An 18,943-nucleotide genomic window follows, 5' to 3' on the forward strand; every position below is an offset into this window, starting at 1 on the left:
CGCCGCTCCACGAGAAGCAGGCAGTGATGTACAGCAGTTCCCTCGCGGACGCACCCCTGGTCCGTGAACCCGTCCACGCCCCCGTCGCCCACCTCATACGCGGCGGAATCGTCGAAGGCATCCACTACGGCTCCGTCGTCGTCCTCGGCGCCGAGGGAGAGGTCCAGCTCCAGATCGGAGACATCGAGGCCGCCTTCTACCCCCGCTCCGCGCTCAAGCCCGTCCAGGCCGTGGCCATGGTCCGGGCCGGGCTCCCGCTCGACGGCGAGCTCCTCTCCCTCACCGCGGCCAGCCACTCCGGCGAGGAACGCCACCTCGCCGGTGCCCGGCGCATCCTCGAACTCGCCGGGCTCACCGAGGACCACCTGCGCAACGTCCCGGACCTGCCGTTCGACCCGGTCGTCCGGGACGCCTGGGTGCGCGAGGGGCGGCTGCCCTCACGGCTCGCGCAGAACTGCTCCGGCAAGCACGCGGCCATGCTCTACACCTGCATGCTCAACGGCTGGTCGCTGGAGGACTATCTCGACCCCGGCCACCCGCTCCAGCAGGCCATCGCCGAGATCGTCGAGGACCTCACCGGGCAGCGCATCGCCGGGGTGACCGTCGACGGCTGCGGCGCGCCCCTGTTCTCCCTCTCCCTGCACGGCCTCGCCCGGGCCGCCGCGCGGATCGCCACGGCCGCGCCGGGCACGCCCGAGGCCCGCGTCGCCGACGCGATGCGGGAGCACGCGGAGATGGCTTCCGGCTCCGGCCGGGATGTCGCCGCGCTGATGCGGGCCGTGCCCGGGCTGCTGACCAAGGACGGCTTCGAGGGCGTGCAGGTCGCTGCGCTGCCGGATGGCCGGGCCGTGGCGGTGAAGATCGCCGATGGTGCGAATCGGGCGCGTGTGCCGGTGGCTGCCGCCGCGTTGGCCCGGGCGGGCGTCGATCCGGGGCTGCTCACGGAGTTCGCAGGCGAGCCGCTTCTCGGAGGCGGCCGGGAGGTCGGGCGTGTGCGGCCGGTGCGTGCGCTGGATCCGGTTCCGTCTGTGGCCTCCGCGTAGCGCTGCGCCGAACCGATGGGGGGACTGCGGGTTGTCGCCGGGCTGACGGCCGTCTGTGGTTGATCGCGCAGTTCCCCGTGCCCCTTGGGGCATTCACCCTCACCCCCTCAGAAGAAGAGGACCCTCACCCTCATGACCGCCGCCACCCGCTCCGAACACGACCTGCTCGGCGACCGTGATGTTCCCGCCGAGGTCTACTGGGGTGTGCACACCCTGCGGGCCACGGAGAACTTCCCCATCACGGGCATGCCCATCTCCGCCTACCCGCACCTGATCGACGCACTGGCCGCCGTCAAGGAGGCCGCCGCCCTCGCCAACGAGGAACTCGGCCTGCTGGACCCGAAGAAGGCCGCCGCGATCGTCGCCGCCTGCCGGGAGATCCGCGACGGCGAGCTGCACGACCAGTTCGTGGTCGACGTGATCCAGGGCGGCGCCGGCACCTCCACCAACATGAACGCCAACGAGGTCGTGGCGAACCGGGCGCTGGAACTGCTCGGTCACGCCAAGGGCGAGTATCGGTACCTGCACCCGAACGAGGACGTCAACCTCGGCCAGTCCACGAACGACGTCTACCCGACCGCTGTCAAGATCGCGACGGTGTTCGCGGTGCGCGGGTTGCTCGACGCGATGTCCGTCCTCCAGGACGCCTTCGCCCGCAAGGCCGTCGAGTTCCGCGACGTGCTCAAGATGGGCCGTACACAGTTGCAGGACGCGGTACCCATGACGCTGGGTCAAGAGTTCTCCGCGTACGCCGTCATGATTGACGAGGACCGGTCCCGTCTTGCCGAGGCCGTCCAGTTGATCCATGAGATCAACCTCGGCGCCACGGCGATCGGCACCGGCCTCAACGCCCCCGCCGGATACGCCGAGTCGGCCCGCCGCCACCTCGCGGCCATCACCGGCCTGCCGCTGGTGACGGCGGCCAACCTGGTCGAGGCCACCCAGGACTGCGGCGCCTTCGTCCAGATGTCCGGCGTGCTCAAGCGCATCGCGGTCAAGCTCTCCAAGAGCTGCAACGACCTGCGGCTGCTGTCCTCCGGCCCGCGCGCCGGGCTCGGCGAGATCAACCTGCCGCCGGTCCAGGCCGGTTCGTCCATCATGCCCGGCAAGGTCAACCCGGTGATCCCCGAGGTCGTCAACCAGGTCGCCTTCGAGGTGATCGGCAACGACGTCACCATCACCATGGCCGCCGAGGCCGGACAGCTCCAGCTCAACGCCTTCGAGCCGATCATCCTGCACTCGCTGTCGGAGTCCATCACGCACCTGCGTGCCGCCTGCCTCACCCTCGCGGAGCGCTGCGTGGACGGCATCACCGCCAACACCGAGGCGTTGCGCGCGAGTGTCGAGAACTCCATCGGCCTGGTCACCGCCCTCAACCCGCACATCGGCTACACGGCCGCCACCGACATCGCCAAGGAGGCCCTCGCCACCGGCCGGGGCGTGGCCGAACTCGTCCTGGAGAAGGGCCTGCTGCCCGCCGAGACGCTCGCCGGCCTGCTGCGCCCGGAGGTCCTGGCCGGCAGCGGCCCGGCTCCGGCGGCCTGACGTACGCGAGCGCACCGGGACCGGCACGGAGGGACAATCGGGATCATGACGTCGTCGACCACCTTCCAGCCGGTCCTGGAGCGCATCGCCGAGGAGATCGAGCGGACTCCCGGCCGTGGCCGGGCCGCCGACTACATCCCGGCGCTCGCCGCCCGCGACCCGCGCAGCTTCGGCATGGCCGTCGCCGAGCCGGACGGCACGGTGTACGGCGTGGGGGAGTGGCGGCGGCCGTTCTCCGCGCAGTCCATCACCAAGGTCTTCACCCTCGCCCTCGTCCTGGCCCGCGAGGGCGACGCCCTGTGGGAACACGTGGGCCGCGAGCCCTCCGGCAACCCCTTCAACTCCCTGGTGCAGCTGGAGTACGAGAACGGCATCCCGCGCAACCCGTTCATCAACGCGGGCGCCCTCGTCGTCACCGACCGGCTGCACACCCGGACCGGCGACGCGTCGGGCGAACTGCTGGCGTTCCTGCGGGCGGAGAGCGGCAACGAGGACCTCACCTTCGACAAGGAGGTCGCGGCCTCCGAATCCGCGCACGGCGACCGCAACGCCGCGCTCGGCCACTTCATGGCGTCCTACGGCAACATCGACAACCCCGTACCCGTCCTGCTCGACCAGTACTTCCGGCAGTGCTCGATCGCGGCGTCCTGCGCCGACCTCGCCCTCGCCACCGCCTTCCTCGCCCGGCACGGCATCCGCGCCGACGGCACCCGTCTGCTCAGCCTCAGCCAGGCCAAGCAGATCAACGCGATCATGCTGACCTGCGGCACGTACGACGCGGCGGGCGACTTCGCCTACCGCGTGGGCCTGCCCGGCAAGAGCGGCGTGGGCGGCGGCATCATCGCGGTCGTCCCGGGCCGCTGCACACTGTGCGTGTGGAGCCCGGGCCTGGACGAACGGGGCAACTCGGTGGCGGGCGTGGCGGCCCTGGACAGATTCACGACACTGACCGGACTGTCGGTGTTCTGACAGGAATTCCCGTCCGCACATCACCGAACCGGGCAGATGCTCTCCGGCCCCCGCCGGCCCTCACCTGATCACCGCCCGGTCACACTCCCGCTTCCCTCCAGAGGGCTCCACGTCGCCGTGAAGCCACCCCGCGTTGACACGCTGCCCGAGTGTTGGCCATGGCTTTCCCCGTCGATCTCCGCCGCTGCCAGATACTCGGTCTGGCCGGTACCGCCTTCCTCGCGGCAGGCGGTGAGACGGCCGGAGCCCTGCCCGTACGGGACCTCCTCCACCCGGCCTCCGCGCGCGCCGCCCTCGGCCTGGTGGGGGTGTACTTCGGACTCGTCCTGCTGATCGCGGCCTGGGCGCTGCTGGGCCGGCTGGTCCGTGGACCGAGACCGCCCGCTCCCCGCGCCCTGCTGCTCGTCCTCGCCGTCTGGGCCGCCCCGCTGCTGCTCGCCCCGCCGCTGTTCAGCCGGGACGTGTACAGCTACCTCGCCCAGGGGGCTATGGTCGACGCACACATGGACGTGTACGCGCACGGCCCGTCCCGCCTCGGCGGCCCGCTCGCCGACGAGGTCGCCCCGCTCTGGCGGCACACCGGCGCCCCGTACGGCCCGGTGTTCCTCACCGTCGCGGCGGCCCTGTCGGCGCTGACGCGCGATCAAGTGCCGGCCGGACTGTTCGGAATGAGGCTCGTCGCCCTCGCCGGCGTGGCCCTGATGGCGGCCGCGCTGCCCCGCCTCGCCCGCCACAGCGGTGCCGACCCGGCCGCCGCGCTGTGGCTGGGCGCCCTCAACCCGCTCGTCCTGCTGCACCTGGTCGCGGGCGCCCACAACGACGCCGTCATGCTGGGGCTGCTCGGCATCGGCCTGGTGGCGGCGCTCGGCCGGTGGCCGTTCCTCGGCGCCATCCTCGTCACGCTCGCCGCGCTGGTCAAGGCGCCCGCCGTGCTCGGTCTTGCCGCGGTCGTCGTCCTCCAGGTCCGCGCGGGCCGCGATACGGCGAAGGCCCTCGTGACGACCGCCGTCGCGGCCGCGGGGACGACCGTCGCGGCCACGGCCGCGGCGGGCACCGGATACGGCTGGATCGGCGCCCTGACCACCCCCGTCTCACCCCAGAACTGGGCCCTGACCACCCTGCTCGGCCGCGCCACCCGGGCCCTGCTGGAACACCTCGGCAGCGATCTCGCGCCCCTGGCGATCCCCGCCTGGCACACGCTGGGCGTCGTGGCGGCCGGGGTCGCGATCGTCCTGATATGGCTCCGGCTGCGCCCGCGACCGGTGTACGCGCTGGGCCTGAGCCTGGCGGCGGTGGCCGCGCTCGGCCCGGCGATCCGCCCCTGGTACGCCCTGTGGGGCCTGTTCCTCATCGCCGCCGCCGCGCCCAGCACCTCCGTACGCCATCGCATGGCGGCCGTGACCGGCGTGCTCGCGCTCTGCGTGCTGCCCAGCGGCGGCCCGGCCGACACCGGGCAGCTCGTGCTGGCCGTCTCCGGCGGCGCACTCGCGGTCGTCGTGCTGTGGCAGGCCCACCAGGCCGAGCTGGCCCCGGCGCTGGGACGCACGGCATGACCCCGGCCCCGCCGCGCACCGACCGCGGACGACTGCTGCTCGTGCTCGCCCTCGCCACGCTGGTGACGGTCTTCACCGCGACCGTGCCGCTGCTGCGCGACTGGTTCGATCTGCGCGTCTACTACGGAAGCATCGACAACTGGGTCCACCACGGCGGCCGCATCTACGACTACCGGGTCCCCGGCACGCCGTACGGCTTCACCTACCCGCCGTTCGCCGCCGTCGTCATGCTGCCGATGGCCCTGCTGGACCTCCATACCGCGATCGCCGCCGCCCTGCTGCTCAACCTGGCGGCCCTGGTGCTGGTCGTGCGGCTGCTCGCGGGGCCGGCCTGGCGGCGCCACGGCTGGTACGGCTGGGCCCTGACCGCCTGTGCCCTCGCGCTGTTCGAACCGCTCCGCGACACCCTCAGCTTCGGCCAGGTGAACCTGCTGCTGCTGGCTCTCGTGCTCACCGACGCGGCACTGCTCGCCACCGGACGCACACGCTGGGCGGGCATCGGCATCGGGCTCGCGGCCGCGATCAAGCTGACGCCGGCGTTGTTCATCGGTCTGCTGCTGGTGGCCAGGAGGTGGCGCGCGGCGGCCGTCGCCACGGTCGTCGCGCTCGGTGCCACGGCCCTCGCGGCATCGGCGGACCCCGACGCCTCACGCTTCTACTGGACCGAGGCGCTGTGGGACACCAACCGGGTGGGCCGCCTCGGCTACGTCTCGAACCAGTCGGTGCAGGGCATCTTGGCCCGGCTGGGCGAACCGGACCGGGCGGTGTGGGCGGCGGCGGTTGTGCTGCTCCTCGGCGTGTGGGCACTACGGGCCCGCCGGGCCGTCGCCGCGGGGGACTGGACGGCGGCGTTCGCCCTGACCGGCCTCGCCGCCTGTCTCGTCAGCCCGATCACCTGGGTGCACCACCTGGTGTGGCTGCTGCCGTCCTTCGCCGTGCTGATCCGCACCGGGCACGTCCGGATCGCGGCCGCTCTGTACGCGGTGCTGTGCACCAGCGTGGTGTGGCTGTGGTTCGACGACGCGTCCGGCGTCGACGGGTTCCTGGGCAGCAACGCCTACGCCTGGATCACCCTGGGCCTGCTGCTGTGGCTGCCGGCCGGTCAGCAGCCTCCGGACCGGCGGACCGGCAGCCGCAGCACGAGCACCACGACCGCCGCACCCAGCCCGGCGGCACCCGCGATCAGCCCCGCGTTCGTCCAGCCGGAGCCGGCCTCCTCCGGCACGGCGGCCGCGACGGCGGGCGGAGTCTTCGCCGCCGGTGGGGCGGCAGCCCTCGACGCGTCGAGCGAACCCACGGGATCGACCCGGCTGCCCGCCTTGAACCCCCAGTCGAGCAGCGAGCGGGCCTCCTCGTACACGGCGGAGCCGCCGCCCTCCTGAGGGTTCATCACCGTCACGACGAGGGTGCGCCCCTCCCGCCGCGCCGCCGCGACGAGCGTGCTGCCCGCCTTGCTGGTGTAGCCGTTCTTGATGCCGATCAGCCCCCGGTACGGCTTCACACCACGGGCGCCGCTCAGCAGCCGGTTGGTGTTGCGGATCGGGTACGACCAGCCTCCGCCGCCCGGGAACCGGGCCTCGACGGTGGCGCAGTACCGCGCGAAGTCGGGGTTGCGCAGCCCGACCCGGCCGAAGACCGCCAGATCGAACGCCGACGACACCTGGCCCGGCGCGTCGTAGCCGTCCGGGGAGACCACGCGCGTGTCGCGGGCGCCGAGGGACCGGGCCTTGGCCTGCATGCGCTCAGCCGTGGCCCGCCAGCCGCCGTTGAGTTCGGCCAGGACGCGCACGGCGTCGTTGCCGGAGTTGAGGAAGACCCCCCGCCACAGGTCGTCGACGCGGTAGGTACGGCCCTCGGTGAGCCCGACCAGGCTGCTGCCGGCTCCGATGCCCCGGAGTTCCTCCTCGCGGACCGTGTGCCGGATGCCTGCCGGCAGCGTGTGCAGCACCGTGAGGGCGAAGAGGGTCTTCAGGGTGCTGGCCGGGGGCAGCCTGCGGTGCGCGTTGTGGGCGGCGAGCACCTCGCCGGTGCGGGCGTCGGCCACCAGCCAGGACAGCGCTGAGGTCTCCGGGAGGCGGGGCGCCCCGGCGCGCGGGCGGACCTGCGTGCCGGGCCGGTACAGCAGCGAGGGGTGCGGGGCCGCCGCCCTCGGCCCGGCCGGCGGACTGGGTTCCGCCCGGCCGGAACTGGCCGCCGCGGCGGGCATCAGGGCCAGAAGCCCTGCCGCACAGAGCGCACAGGCGGACACGGCCACCCGGGAAGAGAATCCGATGATCATACGATCAACGTAGAAACGGATGTGCTCCGTGCCGCGACGACCGGGCCGGACACCACGCGCGAGCACCCGGATGCCGCACGTGCGGCCGGCGGTGGCCGTGATGATCGCGACGCCGGCGCAGGCGGAGATGAACGTCCGGGCGGGTGGCGGAGCCGGCCGACGTGACAGCCGCGCCTCAGCCCGAGGGCAGCGTCGGCTGGATGCGCCGCAGGAACGTCGCGTTGTCCGGAGTGTCGCGCAGGCGTTCCAGGAGGGTCTCCAGGGCGCCCTGCCCGTCCCGGTTCTGGAGCACGCGCCGCAGTCCGTGCACGGCCGTCAACTCGGCCGGGGGCAGCAGGAGTTCCTCGCGACGGGTGCCGGAGGGAATGATGTCGACGGCGGGGAACACGCGGCGGGAGGCCGGCTCGCGGCTCAGGCGGAGCTCCATGTTGCCCGTGCTCTTCAGCTCCTCGAAGTAGAAGTCGTCGGCCCGGGAGCCGGTCTCCACCAGTGCCGTCGCGAGGACCGTGAGGGAACCGCCCTCCTCGGCCGACCGGGCGGCGCCGAAGAACCGCTTGGGGCCGGTCAGCGCGGACGCGTCGACGCCCCCGGTGAGGATGCGCCCTCCGGAGGCGGCCGCGTTGTTGTGCGCCCGGCACAGCCGGGTGAGGGAGTCGAGGAGGATCACGACGTCCTCGCCCGCCTCGACGAGCCGCTTGGCCCGCTCGATCACGAGCTCGGCGAGCGCGATGTGCTGCTTGGCGCTCCGGTCGAAGGTCGAGGCGTACACCTCGCCCCGCACGCTGCGCCGCATGTCGGTGACCTCCTCGGGCCGCTCGTCGAGCAGCAGCACCATCAGCCGGCACTCGGGATGGTTGCCGGTGACGGCGGCCGCGAGCTGCTGGAGGATGACGGTCTTGCCGGTCTTGGGCGGGGCCACGAGAAGCCCGCGCTGGCCCTTGCCGACCGGTGTCATCAGGTCGACGACCCGACCGGCCAGTCCGGCGGCCGGGTGTTCGAGGCGGAGGCGCTCGTGCGGATGCAGGGGCGTCAGATCCCGGAAGTGCCGACGGCCGCGCAGTTCAGCGGGCGTACGGCCGTCGACCCGTGCGACGTCGGTGAGACCGCGCCGGTCGCCCAGGGCGCCCTCGACGAGGTCGCCCTTGCGCAGGCCGTGGCGGCGGATCAGGGCGGGGGAGACCGCGGGGTCGCTGGGTGCGGGCAGGCAGTTCTCGCCGCGCAGGTGACCCTTCCCGCTCGCGTCGATGTCGAGGACGCCGAGGGCGGTCCGGGGCTCGGTCTGCTGCTGGGCTGGGGTGTCGAGTGTGGTGGTCATGGTGATGTGTCCTTTCACGGACGGCAGGCATGGGACATGCGAAGGGAAGGGGAGAGAGCCGCGAGGGGAGGGGCCTGGGGCACGCCTCCGGCGGCGGGGAACAGCACCTGGGATACGACAGAGCACGTCAGGTGCTGGAAACGATGGAGAGAAAGGGAGAACCGCACCGGCGCCCACAGAAGGGGCGTACACAAGTGCTGTCCGCAGGCTACCACCCGACGGTGCGCCGGGGGAGAGAGATGCGCGTCAGCGCGTGGCCAGCAGGCCGTACAGCAGCGGGATCCGCGGCGCGGTCAGCCGCCACCAGCCGGACTCCGTACGGACCATCTGCGGCCAGCGCGGCCAGGGAAGTTCGTCGCTTTCCCGCAGCCGCCGAACGGCCAGTCCCGCTGCCGTCAACGCGTTGACGACCTCTCCTGTTCCGTGCATCCACTCGTAACTGTCCGTGGCGCCCTCGACGGCCGGTCCGTCCGTGTAGGTGTGGGTCGCGTCCCGGTGCACGGGACCGCCGCCGCCCAGGTAGTCGTGGCGCAGGAGCAGCTCGGGGCCCTCGCCCGGAGCGGGCTTCGGGCCGAGCGAGTTGAGCAGCGGATGGAACTCGACGACGTACAACAGCCCGCCGGGACGCAGGAGCCGGCCGATGACCTCCGCCCACCGGTTCAGGTCGGGCAGATAACACAGGGCGCCCTTGCCGGTGTAGACGATGTCGAACCGCCGCCCGTCCAGGTCCTCGTCGGCGTCGTACACGTTCGCCCGCACGTACGTCACGTCCACGCCGGCCTTCGCGGCGATGCCGGTCGCGGCCGCCACGGACGCCTCGGAGAAGTCGAGGCCGACGGCCCGGGCGCCGCGCCGCGCGAAGGCGATCGTCTCCGTGCCGAGGTGACACTGGAGATGCAGCACGTCACGGCCGGCCGGCTCGCCCAGGTCCTCCCACTCCCAGGGAGCGAACCAGCGCTCGGGGTCGGGGTCCCGGTCGAGGCCGTAGAACCGGCTGGAGAGATGGACGGGCGTGCGGGCGTCCCAGTTCGCCTGGTTGGCCCGCATCAGCCGGTCGTGCTCGGCGGACGTCATGGGGCCATCCAACCGCGAACGGGCCGCGGGATGCGGCAGATCGGGGGAACGGACCGCCGGACGTGTCGCTCACACCGAGCGCGCCCGCGCCTCCTCGGCGATCCGCTCGAACTGCGCGCCCATGGCCGCTGCCAGGGCCTGCGCCGCCGACAACGGGCGCACCATCACGGTCAGTTCGTCGATGAGCCCGTCCTCGTCGACGTGAATGAAGTCGCAGCCGTTGATCTCCCGGTCACCCACCCGCGCGGTGAAGACCAGGGCGTGGTCACGGCCGTTCACGTCGTTGATCTCGCGCACGTAGCGGAAGTCCTCGAAGACACCGGAGACGGCCCGCAGGATCGCCGCCGTGATCGGCTTTCCGGTGTACGGCTTGAACACGACCGGGCTGGTGAAGACGACGTCCTGCGCCAGCAGCGCCTCGGCGGCGTCGAGGTCGAGAGCCTCGACCGCCTCACGGAAAGCACGCATCGGACCGTCCTTAGTCAAATTATTGAATAGGTGTGGGTTAGATTAATCAACCATTGATACTGTGTCCACATGTCTCTCAAGTACGCCGTGCTGGCCGCCCTCCTGGAGGGCGAGGCCTCGGGCTACGAGCTGTCCAAGGTGTTCGACGTGTCACTCGCGAACTTCTGGGCCGCGACCCCGCAGCAGCTCTACCGGGAGCTGGAGCGTCTCGCGCAGGACGGGCTGATCGAGGCCAGGGTGGTACGCCAGGAACGGCGGCCCGACAAGCGGATGTTCACGCTCACCGAGGCGGGCCGCCAGGACCTGCGTGCCTTCGCCGTCACACCGCCCCGCCGGCCCACCGCCATCCGCGACGAACTCCTCATCAAGATCCAGGCCATGGACGGTGCGGACCCCGAGGCCACCCGTGCACTGGTCGAGGAGCGCGAGGCGTGGTCGCGCGGCAAGCTCGCCCGCTACGAGCGTGTCCGCGAACGCCTCCTGGCCGGCCGCAGCGAGGAGGAGTACCTGCGGGAGGCCGACCGCATCGGCCCGTACCTCACGCTCATGGGAGGCATCGCCTTCGAGGAGGAGAACCTCCGCTGGTGCGCGCGCGTACTGACGATCCTCGAGCAGCGCGCTCCCCTAGGCTGAGCCGATGTTCAGCCCCGAAGGCCCCAGTCTGCGCGAGCTCGCCGTCCAGGCGCTGTCGTCCGTCCAGCGTGGCTACGACCTCCTCGCACCGAAGTTCGACCACACCCCCTTCCGGACGCCCGACGCGGTCCTCGACGCCGTCGAGTCGGCCCTGCGGCGGACGGGACCCTTCGACACCGGACTCGACCTGTGCTGCGGCACCGGCGCGGGTGTCGGCGTGCTGGCAGGGGTGTGCCGGGAGCGGGTCGTCGGTGTCGACTTCAGCGCCGGCATGCTCGACGTGGCCCGGGAGCGGGTCCGGCCGGCGGGGCCGCCGGTCTCCTTCGTGCGTGCGGATGCCCGCGCCCTGCCCTTCGGGCCCGCCTTCGACCTGGTGGTGAGCTTCGGGGCCTTCGGGCACTTCCTGCCTCGCGAGCTGCCCGGACTGTTCGCGCAGGTCCGCTCCGTCCTGCGGCCGGGCGGCTGCTTCGCGTTTCCGCTGGTGGCCCCGCCCCGCCCGGGCTCGCTCGGCTACTGGATGCTGCTCGGCTTCGACACGGTGATGCGGGTGCGCAACGCGCTGTGGCGGCCTCCGTTCGTCATGTACTACCGCACGTTCCGCTTCGGGGACGTACGCCGTGAGCTCACCAGGGCCGGCTTCCGGGTGGAACTCCACGCGCTGCCGGAGTTCGGGCGGCGACGGGACGGCAGCCCGCGGGTGCGCCTGGTCGTCGCCCGGACGCCGGACTAGTCAGTCCGGACGCCGGACTAGTCAGTCCGGACGCCGGACTGGTCAGCCGCGCAGGAAGTTCAGCAGATCGTCGTTGAACGCCTTCTCGAAGTCGTCCACCAGACCGTGCGGGGCGCCCGGGTACACCTTCAGCGTCGCGTCCTTGACGAACTGGGCGGTCCGCTGGGCCGAGGCGCCGATCGGCACGATTTGGTCCTCGTCGCCGTGCGCGACCAGCGTCGGCACGTCGATCCGCCGCAGATCCTCGGTGAAGTCGGTCTCCGAGAACTGGGCGACGCAGTCGTAGGCGCCCTTCAGCCCCGCCTGCATGCTCCACATCCAGAACGCCCGCCGCACGCCCTCCGACGGGGCGGCCCCGGGCCGGTTGAAGCTGTAGAAGCTCTCGCTCACTCCCAGTAGAACTGCGAGCGGTCCGCCGCCACGGCCGCGCGGATCCTGTCGAAGGCGTCCTTCGGAGTCCCCTCCGGATCGGCCTCCGTCCGCAGCATCAGCGGCGGCACCGCGCCCAGCAGCACGGCCTTGGCGACCCGCGCGGTCCCGTGCCGCCCGATGTAACGGGCCACCTCCGCCGCCGGTCGAATGGCCCACCAGGGCGGCGTCGTTGAGGTCCAGCGTCTCGATCAGCTCGGCCAGGTCGTCGGCGTACCGGTCCATGTGGTTGCCCTGCTACAGCTGACCCGAGCGGCCGTGCCCGCGGCGGTCGTGCGCGATCGCCCGGAACCCGTGCTCGGCGACCAGACGGGCCTGACCGTCCCAGGCGTCCGCGTTGAGGGGCCAGCCGTGGCTGAACACCACGGGCTGCCCCTCGCCCCAGTCCTTGTAGTGATCTCGGTTCCGTCGGACGTGGTGAACGTGCTCATGAAGCATCCTCTCGGTGGGGCATCGGGGTGTGATCCCGAGCTTCCTCTCGATGATCTCCGTGATCCCGGGCTCGCGCCGGCGGTGCCCGTAGGGGACCGGCCCCGCCCGGCGGGAATCCGCGTGAGCGGCCCGCCGAACGAGTGACCGATGGCCCTCGACGGCGCGGGGGCCGTCGGGCCGGGGCAGCGGGGCCGGGGCGTACCCGGTCCGGGGTCTGAACGACCCTGGCCGCTTCACGCGCCGCTCGGCGTCGGCGTCCGGCCCGGCACGGTGAACTCGTAGACCAGAGCGTCCTGTTGGGCGTCCACCACCAGGTCGGTGATCTCCAGCGGACGCGCGTACTGGTCGTGCACGCGCCGCGTGACCCGCACCGACGGCGTGCTTGTGAGGCGGGTGATGGCGTCGCGGTGGTGCAGGGTCAGACCGGCCCGGCGCATCCAGTCGTAGGCCCGCCGCAGGTGCGCGGCGGCGGTGCCGTCGGCGCGGTCGCGGTAGCGGGCCAGCTCCTCCACCTCCGCGAGCGCCACGGCCGAGAAGGACGTGACGGCCGTACGCAGACCGTGTCCGTCGGCCGTCGCGTACCGGTAGCGGTGGATCAGGGTCGGCCGGCCCGGGGCCAGTCCCAGGGCCTCGGCGTGGTCCGGCGGGGGCGGCTCCCAGGCGACGGTGGCGCGGGCGACCGTGCCCGGGGTCGCGGCCCGGGCGCCGACCGGGAAGGTGAGCGAGGCCGGGGTCCCGACCGGCAGGCCCGGCAGCGTGGTGTGGCTGCCGCGCCGGTCGGTGGCGACGAGACCGTCGCGGCGCAGCAGCTCCAGCGCCTGCCGTACGGTCTCCCGGCTGACCCCGAAGTGCCCGGCCAGCCGCCGCTCGCCCGGGAGCCGTTCGCCGGGCGGCACGGTGCCGTCGCGCAGTTCGCCGAGCAACTCCGTGGCGATCCGCCGGTACAGGGGCTCTCCTTCGGCGGGCGGGTGGTCGTGCGGGGTGGTGCGGGCCATGCCCCACCTCCTGTTGGTGACGTTCGGTAGCCGTGCGGGCTCGGTGCGCCACCACATCTAGCATTGGTCTAAACCAGCGGGGAAGGGCGGTCGGGCGGTTCGGCCGAAACCGGCCCCGCCCGCGCCCACTGTCACAGCGCGCTGTAGACGGCGTCGACCAGCGCCGTCTTCCGCGGGTCGTCCGCGATATGAGGCCCCATACGGTTCATCACGTACCCCAGCGACACCTCCGCCTCCGGGTCCGCGAGCCCGCAGGATCCGCCGAAGCCGTCGTGACCGAAAGCGTGCGGGTTGGGTCCGTAGGAGCAGTTGGAACCGCTGAGCCACAGCCCGAGCCCCGCCTCCGTCTCGCCCAACCCTGCGCCGAGCACCAGATCCCGGCAACTGCCCTGTCCCTCGCGCACCCGCTCGGCCGCCTCGGGTGACAGGACGCGCCGGCCGCCGTACGAGCCGCGCCCCGCGAGGACGCCGTAGAGCTCCGCGACCGCACGCGCGGTGCCGTGCCCGTTCGCCGCGGGTATCTCGGCGGACCGCCACCCGGGCGTGCCGGCCGCGGCGGCGGACACCGGGGGGTTGGTCAGCGCGGCGATCGCCGCGGGTGCCAACTGGGCGAAGACGGCGGCCTGTTCACTGTTCGTGGTGACTGGCGGCTGGTCCAGCTCGGCCGCCCGCCCGTAGTCCTTCTCCGGCAGGCCGATGCGGAAGTCGATGCCGAGCGGCCCGGTCACCTCCCGCTCCAGGAAGGCGCCCGGCATCAGCCCCGACACCCGTCGTACGACCTCGCCGACCAGATGGCCGTAGGTCAGCGCGTGGTAGCCGGACGTGGTTCCCGGTTCCCACCAGGGCTGCGTCGCCGCGAGCCGCTGTGTGGTCAGCTCCCAGTCGCAGAGCTGCTCCAGCGAGTGCGGTTCACGCAGCCCGGCCAGACCGGCGCGGTGGGACAGCAGATGCCGGACGAGGACCTTCTCCTTGCCCGCCGCGGCGAACTCCGGCCAGTACGCGGCCACCGGCGCGTCCAGATCCAGCAGCCCCCGGTCGGCGAGGATGTGCGCGCACAGTGCCACCGGTCCCTTGGTCGTGGACCACACGTTGACCAGCGTGTCCCGTTCCCACGGCCGGGTGTGTGCCGCGTCGGCCCAGCCGCCCCACAGGTCCACCACCGTCCTGCCGCCGACGGTGACGGCCACCGCGGCACCGAGCTCGCCCCGTTCCCGGAAGTTCTCCTCGAACGCCCTGCGTACCGCCGTGAAACGCGCGTCGCAGTGACCGTGCACCTGTGCCTCATTCTCGGACATGGCCCCTCCACCACCTCGCCGGGCCGGGCCGCCGAGGAGCGGCCCGGGCGCGAAGAACGTACCGACTGGTCGGACTTGGTGGAAGCCTGCGCCTGCGAAACGGCCGGATCAGTCGCAGGCCGGCGGCGGGATCAGATGCGGGATCAGATGTACGAGCGCATCCAGCGCAGCTTGGCCGCCTCCTGGAAGGGGCCGCCGCCCTCGTGGTCGTTGAAGTCGTACACCTCGATCGCCTTGTCCTCGTGGCTCCAGGCGTTGAAGGCCGCGAAGACGGTGGAGGGCGGGCAGGTCTGGTCCTCCAGGGCGGCCGAGAAGAGCGCGGGAGCCCCGCCGCGGGTGGCGAAGTGGACACCGTCGAAGTAGGAGAGCGTGCGCAGCGCCTGCTCGGTGCGGCCGCGGTGCGTCTTGAGGTACAGGCCGATCTCCCGGTACGGGTGACGGTCCGTGAGCGTCGCGGCGCGCGGGTAGTCGCACAGGAACGGCACGTCCGGCGCGAGGCCCGCCAGGTCCGGTATCAGGCCGCCCACCGCGATCGTGATGCCGCCGCCCTGGCTGCCGCCCACAGCGACCGTGCGCGTCGAGTCGGTGAGCGGATGCGAGCGGGCCGCCTCCACGGCACGCACGGCGTCCGTGAACACCCGGCGGTAGTAGTAGTTCTCCGGCGCGTCGATACCGCGCGTCATGAAACCGGGGTACGCGGGCGTGCCGCCCACCGGGTCCGCCGTGCCGCCGCCCCCTCCCCAGGCGCTGCCCTGCCCGCGGGTGTCCATCACGAAGTGCGCCCGGCCCGTGGACGCCCACAGCAGATGCTCGTGCGGCAGCCCGCGTCCTCCGCCGTAGCCGATGAACTCCACGACCAGCGGCAGCGGGCCGTCCGCCCCCGCCGGCAGTATCAGCCAGCCCTTGACCGGGTGACCGCCGAACCCGGCGAACGTCACGTCGAAGACCTGCACGGTGGACAGTCCCGTGTCGACCGGTTCGAAGCGGGCGTCCAGGTCGTACTCGCGCGCCTCCTGGAGCGTCTTGGACCAGAACGCGTCGAAGTCCTCGGGCTCGGTCGACGCGCTGCGGTACTCGCGGAGTTCGTCGAGAGGAAGGTCGAACAGGGCCATGTAGGACCGCCTTGGGTGAGGAACGGCTGCGGAGACAGTGCGGATGATCACACTACGTGAGTGGTCGGAGGACTCGCCAGGCCTTTTGCCGCGACCCGTTCACCTGCCGTTTGCGGGGTCGCGTCACGCGTCGCGACGCGTCCACTCCGGTTCCGTACGGGCCCACTCCCGCTCCCACTCGGCCAGCCGGCGGCGCATGGCGACCCGGCGGACGACGGAGTGGCCGAAGAGCACCACGAGCACCTCGCCGACCGCGGCGCACGTGCCCATGGTGAGGGTGTGCTGCCAGACGCCGGTGCCGTCCACCGGCGGGGGCACACTTCGCCCCCGGGAGTCGAACCACACGTCCACGACCTCACCCGGCCGGGTGCTTCCGGGAACCCGTGCCGTCGCGGTGCGCGTGCCCTCGCCCGGCTCGTTCCAGCGCACGGTGGCCCGGTACGCGTGCTGCCCGTCGGCCTGCACCGACGGCAGCGAGTCGCCGTTCCTGCCGACCACCTCGGCTCGGACGCGGTGACGCTCGGCCTGCTGCTCCGCCGAGACCGACCGCGCCTCGCCATGGGCCCACCAGGCTGCGGCCGCCCCCACCACAGGCGCGCCCACGAGTATCAGGACGGCGACCACCAGCACCGTCCACGCCTCGACGACATCCGACCGGCGCCGCAGCGGACTGCGCCGCCAGCGCCAGCCGCGCACCCGGGTTCGCATGTCGACCTCCTCGCCGTCACCGTGGCCGGAGGGCCGGACCGGCCGTGCGGTGGCGGCGTCGCCGCTCCCCCCGCGTCACGTCACGCGTGCGAGTGCCCACACGGGTCAGGTACCCCTCCGACACACATCGATCGCTCGGCACGGCCCGGGTTGCCGCATGCCGGAGCCCTCCGGCCGGAGTGCCCGGGCCGGCCGCGGCGAAACACCGGGCCGCGCACACGACGGACCGCGTCCAGCGCCCTGCTGGCGAGCCCTACGCCACCCCAGTGACACCACCGGAGGAGGGCCGCCGTCGAGATCAGCCGAACCGCTCGATCCGGATGCGCTCCACCGGCTGACCGGCCGTCACGAGCAGCCGGGAGGCGTGCTCGGCGAAGGAGTTGGAGCCGCACACATAGGCCTCCCACCCACCGGAAGGCTGCTCGGCCAGGAGCGGCGCCACATGTGTGGCCGCCATACGTCCCACCGCCACACCCTCCGGCGCGCTCCGCGTGAACACGGGCGTCGTCTCGGCGCCGAACTCCCGCGCGTAGATGAGCTCCTCGGGACTGCGCGCGGACACCAGCAGCCGCAGCGGCACGGTCAGGTTCCGCGCCCGGTGGTGCCGGACCATCGACATCAGCGGCACGACGCCGGAACCGGCGCCGACCAGCAGCGCGGGCCGGTCGCCGGGCCAGGCGAAGAAGCCGCTCACCGGGCCTCGCACCTCGACCTGGTCGCCGGGCCGGGCGACGGTGTGGAACCAGCCCGAGACCTCGCCGCCCTCGACGTGATCCAGGGTCAGCTCGACGTGCCCGGAGTCGTCCGGCGCGGACGCGATCGAGTAGTGGCGCTGGGCCACGTAGCCGTCCTCGGCGGTCAGCCGCACCATCAGGTGCTGGCCGGGCAGGTGCCCCGGCCAGCCGGGCACGGCGAACCGGAAGGTGGTGGCACGCGCGGTCTCGCGGCGGATCCCGGTCAGCGTGGCGGTCTGCCACACGGAGGCGGCCTGCTCGCTCACGGCGATGCGCCCGGGCACGGCGAACCGCGTGGGAGGCACGAACGTCTCAGTCACCGGAGTACCTCTGCTCCTGCCAGGGGTTGCCCCGCTCGTGATAGCCGTTCCGCTCCCAGAAACCCGGCTCGTCGTGGTCGAGGATCCGCAGCCCCGCTATCCACTTGGCGCTCTTCCAGAAGTACAGGTGCGGCACCAGCAGCCGCGCCGGGCCGCCGTGCTCGGGGGCGAGCGGCCTGCCGTCGTACTCCCACGCGATCCAGGCGCGCCCGCCGGTCAGGTCGGCGAGCGGGAGGTTCGTGGTGTAGCCGGTGTGCGAGTAGGCGACGGCATGGGTCGCCGACCCATGGGGCCGGACCACATCCCAGAACGCGTCCAGGGACACCCCCGCGAACCGCACCCCGAACTTCGACCAGCTCGTCACACAGTGGATGGCGCCCTCGTACGCCGACGGCGGCAGCCGGTGCGCCTCCTCCCAGTCCCAGGTGCGGGGCTCCTCCACGAGACCGTCGATACGGAACGTCCAGTCGGCGGGTGCGAGGTCGGGAGTGACCTCGGCGGACAGCACGGGCCAGTCGTCGCCCGCGTCGTACTGGCCGGGCGGCAGACCGGGGTCGGCCACGCGTGGGCGCCCGGTGAAGCCTCGGGTGATGTGCATGCGGTGTGCCTCCGGGCCGGTTCCGGCGGTGCCCCGCCGGGCCGGCGTGATCAGTGATTGCGTATTCAACCGTACGTGGATCGTGCTCACGTGCCGCGCCCATGGTCGTACCGACCGGAACCAGGGCCCGCGTTGTAGCGCACGAGGTAGGCGGCGAATCGCGACAGGTCCTCGGCCGGCCAGTCCGCCAGCCGCTCCCGGAAGGCCGCCCGGCGGCTCTCGGTGACCCGGGCCAGGATGCGCCGCCCGGCCTCCGTCAGGTGCAGCACCTGGACGCGCTGGTCCTGCGCGTGGGGGCGGCGTTCGATGAGACCGGCGCGTTCCAGCGCGGTCACCTGGCGGCTGACGGTGGACTTGTCCAGGGCGTAGTGGGCGGCCAGGTCGGTGGCACGGCACCCGCCGCTCTCCTCCAGGTGCCCGAGCAGGGTGTACGACACCAGCGACAGCTCCGGGTGCATCCGCCCCGCCGCCGCACGGGCACGGCGGGCGAAGACCGTCATCTCCCGCTGGATGGTCTCCACGGCATCGGCCGGCTGCACCGGACCTCCCTCACCACGTCGTTGTCCGGTCCTCCATGGTTGCATAGGCCAACGACCTGTCCAACCGCCTGCCGGCGGAGGCGGCGGACCGCCGCGCCGTACCGGTCGGCAGGCCCGTCGGGTAGTGTTGCCGCCGGCCGCGGACGGACCCGGCCGTCGCCGAACCGAGGAGG

At 72.6% G+C, this 18,943-nt stretch carries 19 protein-coding genes and 1 pseudogene; 7 read left to right on the top strand and 13 right to left on the bottom strand.

From position 1 onward, the window contains the following. Positions 1–26: 26 nt before the first annotated feature. From CA983_RS00350 to CA983_RS49070, 5 genes are all read left to right on the top strand, one after another. Positions 27–1,043, top strand: coding sequence for an asparaginase (locus CA983_RS00350; protein WP_086598862.1), 1,017 nt, complete (start codon positions 27–29; stop codon positions 1,041–1,043). A gap of 132 nt (positions 1,044–1,175) precedes the next feature. Beyond that, entirely contained in the window at positions 1,176–2,588 is a 1,413-nt protein-coding gene (gene aspA, locus CA983_RS00355) for an aspartate ammonia-lyase (protein WP_086598827.1), read from the top strand. A 45-nt stretch (positions 2,589–2,633) separates the two neighbouring features. Continuing rightward, a complete protein-coding gene (locus CA983_RS00360) occupies positions 2,634–3,557 on the top strand; it encodes a glutaminase (RefSeq protein WP_086598828.1) in 924 nt (307 codons plus the stop codon). Positions 3,558–3,715: 158 nt separating this feature from the next. Next, positions 3,716–5,110 carry a polyprenol phosphomannose-dependent alpha 1,6 mannosyltransferase MptB gene (mptB, locus tag CA983_RS00365; RefSeq protein WP_086598829.1) on the top strand — a complete coding sequence of 465 codons (1,395 nt, stop codon included), beginning with the start codon at positions 3,716–3,718 and terminating at the stop codon, positions 5,108–5,110. Beyond that, positions 5,107–6,492, top strand: a complete 1,386-nt coding sequence (locus CA983_RS49070) for a glycosyltransferase 87 family protein (RefSeq protein ID WP_086598830.1) — start codon at positions 5,107–5,109, stop codon at positions 6,490–6,492. Before mptB ends, CA983_RS49070 begins: the two co-directional genes overlap by 4 nt. A 59-nt stretch (positions 6,493–6,551) precedes the next feature. On the opposite strand, the pseudogene CA983_RS00375 reads toward CA983_RS49070, so the two are convergent. The 4 genes and pseudogenes from CA983_RS00375 to CA983_RS00390 form a co-directional block, all read right to left on the bottom strand. Further along, positions 6,552–7,388: pseudogene (locus CA983_RS00375) on the bottom strand (D-alanyl-D-alanine carboxypeptidase family protein); the annotation flags it as partial. 175 nt (positions 7,389–7,563) lie between these two features. Further along, complete coding sequence (gene rho, locus CA983_RS00380; protein ID WP_086598832.1) at positions 7,564–8,703, bottom strand: transcription termination factor Rho; 1,140 nt, start codon at positions 8,701–8,703, stop codon at positions 7,564–7,566. 246 nt (positions 8,704–8,949) lie between these two features. After that, positions 8,950–9,777 carry a class I SAM-dependent methyltransferase gene (locus CA983_RS00385; RefSeq protein WP_086598833.1) on the bottom strand — a complete coding sequence of 276 codons (828 nt, stop codon included), beginning with the start codon at positions 9,775–9,777 and terminating at the stop codon, positions 8,950–8,952. Positions 9,778–9,846: 69 nt separating this feature from the next. Continuing rightward, the gene (locus tag CA983_RS00390; RefSeq protein WP_086598834.1) at positions 9,847–10,245 is read right to left on the bottom strand and encodes a nuclear transport factor 2 family protein; all 399 of its coding nucleotides are present in this window, start codon (positions 10,243–10,245) and stop codon (positions 9,847–9,849) included. Positions 10,246–10,314: 69 nt separating this feature from the next. On the opposite strand from CA983_RS00390, the gene CA983_RS00395 reads away from it, so the two are divergent. Further along, the gene (locus tag CA983_RS00395) at positions 10,315–10,878 is read left to right on the top strand and encodes a PadR family transcriptional regulator (protein WP_086598835.1); all 564 of its coding nucleotides are present in this window, start codon (positions 10,315–10,317) and stop codon (positions 10,876–10,878) included. A 4-nt stretch (positions 10,879–10,882) separates the two neighbouring features. Further along, positions 10,883–11,608, top strand: a complete 726-nt coding sequence (locus CA983_RS00400; RefSeq protein ID WP_086598836.1) for a class I SAM-dependent methyltransferase — start codon at positions 10,883–10,885, stop codon at positions 11,606–11,608. Positions 11,609–11,650: 42 nt separating this feature from the next. Here the strand turns inward: CA983_RS00400 and CA983_RS00405 are convergent, their stop codons facing one another. From CA983_RS00405 to CA983_RS00440, 9 genes are all read right to left on the bottom strand, one after another. Next, positions 11,651–12,262: an alpha/beta fold hydrolase gene (locus CA983_RS00405; RefSeq protein ID WP_341866624.1), complete on the bottom strand. Its 612-nt coding sequence runs from the start codon at positions 12,260–12,262 to the stop codon at positions 11,651–11,653. Positions 12,263–12,274: 12 nt separating this feature from the next. After that, on the bottom strand, positions 12,275–12,403 hold the full coding sequence (locus CA983_RS49075; protein ID WP_341866625.1) for an alpha/beta fold hydrolase: 129 nt from the start codon (positions 12,401–12,403) through the stop codon (positions 12,275–12,277). A 299-nt stretch (positions 12,404–12,702) separates the two neighbouring features. Beyond that, positions 12,703–13,464 carry a GntR family transcriptional regulator gene (locus CA983_RS00410; protein ID WP_086598837.1) on the bottom strand — a complete coding sequence of 254 codons (762 nt, stop codon included), beginning with the start codon at positions 13,462–13,464 and terminating at the stop codon, positions 12,703–12,705. Positions 13,465–13,595: 131 nt separating this feature from the next. Then, entirely contained in the window at positions 13,596–14,759 is a 1,164-nt protein-coding gene (locus CA983_RS00415; protein ID WP_086598838.1) for a serine hydrolase domain-containing protein, read from the bottom strand. Positions 14,760–14,902: 143 nt separating this feature from the next. Next, positions 14,903–15,871, bottom strand: a complete 969-nt coding sequence (locus CA983_RS00420) for an acetylxylan esterase (RefSeq protein WP_086598839.1) — start codon at positions 15,869–15,871, stop codon at positions 14,903–14,905. A 123-nt stretch (positions 15,872–15,994) separates the two neighbouring features. Then, complete coding sequence (locus CA983_RS00425) at positions 15,995–16,579, bottom strand: Rv1733c family protein (RefSeq protein ID WP_086598840.1); 585 nt, start codon at positions 16,577–16,579, stop codon at positions 15,995–15,997. Between the two features lie 298 nt (positions 16,580–16,877). Beyond that, entirely contained in the window at positions 16,878–17,633 is a 756-nt protein-coding gene (locus tag CA983_RS00430; RefSeq protein WP_086598841.1) for a ferredoxin reductase, read from the bottom strand. Then, complete coding sequence (locus CA983_RS00435; RefSeq protein ID WP_086598842.1) at positions 17,626–18,231, bottom strand: sulfite oxidase-like oxidoreductase; 606 nt, start codon at positions 18,229–18,231, stop codon at positions 17,626–17,628. The genes CA983_RS00430 and CA983_RS00435 overlap by 8 nt, the downstream gene beginning before the upstream one ends. A gap of 86 nt (positions 18,232–18,317) precedes the next feature. Further along, complete coding sequence (locus CA983_RS00440) at positions 18,318–18,770, bottom strand: MarR family winged helix-turn-helix transcriptional regulator (protein ID WP_086598843.1); 453 nt, start codon at positions 18,768–18,770, stop codon at positions 18,318–18,320. Positions 18,771–18,943 lie beyond the last annotated feature (173 nt).

Source organism: Streptomyces swartbergensis, assembly GCF_002148965.1.
Classification (GTDB): domain Bacteria; phylum Actinomycetota; class Actinomycetes; order Streptomycetales; family Streptomycetaceae; genus Streptomyces; species Streptomyces swartbergensis.

What these genes read in the sequence shown, in the direction of transcription:
- CA983_RS00350 (WP_086598862.1), top strand. Translation starts at nt 27, where the DNA reads ATGTACAGCAGTTCCCTCGCGGACGCACCCCTGGTCCGTGAACCCGTC.
- aspA (WP_086598827.1), top strand. Translation starts at nt 1,176, where the DNA reads ATGACCGCCGCCACCCGCTCCGAACACGACCTGCTCGGCGACCGTGAT.
- CA983_RS00360 (WP_086598828.1), top strand. Translation starts at nt 2,634, where the DNA reads ATGACGTCGTCGACCACCTTCCAGCCGGTCCTGGAGCGCATCGCCGAG.
- mptB (WP_086598829.1), top strand. Translation starts at nt 3,716, where the DNA reads ATGGCTTTCCCCGTCGATCTCCGCCGCTGCCAGATACTCGGTCTGGCC.
- CA983_RS49070 (WP_086598830.1), top strand. Translation starts at nt 5,107, where the DNA reads ATGACCCCGGCCCCGCCGCGCACCGACCGCGGACGACTGCTGCTCGTG.
- rho (WP_086598832.1), bottom strand. Translation starts at nt 8,703, where the DNA reads ATGACCACCACACTCGACACCCCAGCCCAGCAGCAGACCGAGCCCCGG.
- CA983_RS00385 (WP_086598833.1), bottom strand. Translation starts at nt 9,777, where the DNA reads ATGACGTCCGCCGAGCACGACCGGCTGATGCGGGCCAACCAGGCGAAC.
- CA983_RS00390 (WP_086598834.1), bottom strand. Translation starts at nt 10,245, where the DNA reads ATGCGTGCTTTCCGTGAGGCGGTCGAGGCTCTCGACCTCGACGCCGCC.
- CA983_RS00395 (WP_086598835.1), top strand. Translation starts at nt 10,315, where the DNA reads ATGTCTCTCAAGTACGCCGTGCTGGCCGCCCTCCTGGAGGGCGAGGCC.
- CA983_RS00400 (WP_086598836.1), top strand. Translation starts at nt 10,883, where the DNA reads ATGTTCAGCCCCGAAGGCCCCAGTCTGCGCGAGCTCGCCGTCCAGGCG.
- CA983_RS00405 (WP_341866624.1), bottom strand. Translation starts at nt 12,262, where the DNA reads ATGGACCGGTACGCCGACGACCTGGCCGAGCTGATCGAGACGCTGGAC.
- CA983_RS00410 (WP_086598837.1), bottom strand. Translation starts at nt 13,464, where the DNA reads ATGGCCCGCACCACCCCGCACGACCACCCGCCCGCCGAAGGAGAGCCC.
- CA983_RS00415 (WP_086598838.1), bottom strand. Translation starts at nt 14,759, where the DNA reads ATGTCCGAGAATGAGGCACAGGTGCACGGTCACTGCGACGCGCGTTTC.
- CA983_RS00420 (WP_086598839.1), bottom strand. Translation starts at nt 15,871, where the DNA reads ATGGCCCTGTTCGACCTTCCTCTCGACGAACTCCGCGAGTACCGCAGC.
- CA983_RS00425 (WP_086598840.1), bottom strand. Translation starts at nt 16,579, where the DNA reads ATGCGAACCCGGGTGCGCGGCTGGCGCTGGCGGCGCAGTCCGCTGCGG.
- CA983_RS00435 (WP_086598842.1), bottom strand. Translation starts at nt 18,231, where the DNA reads ATGCACATCACCCGAGGCTTCACCGGGCGCCCACGCGTGGCCGACCCC.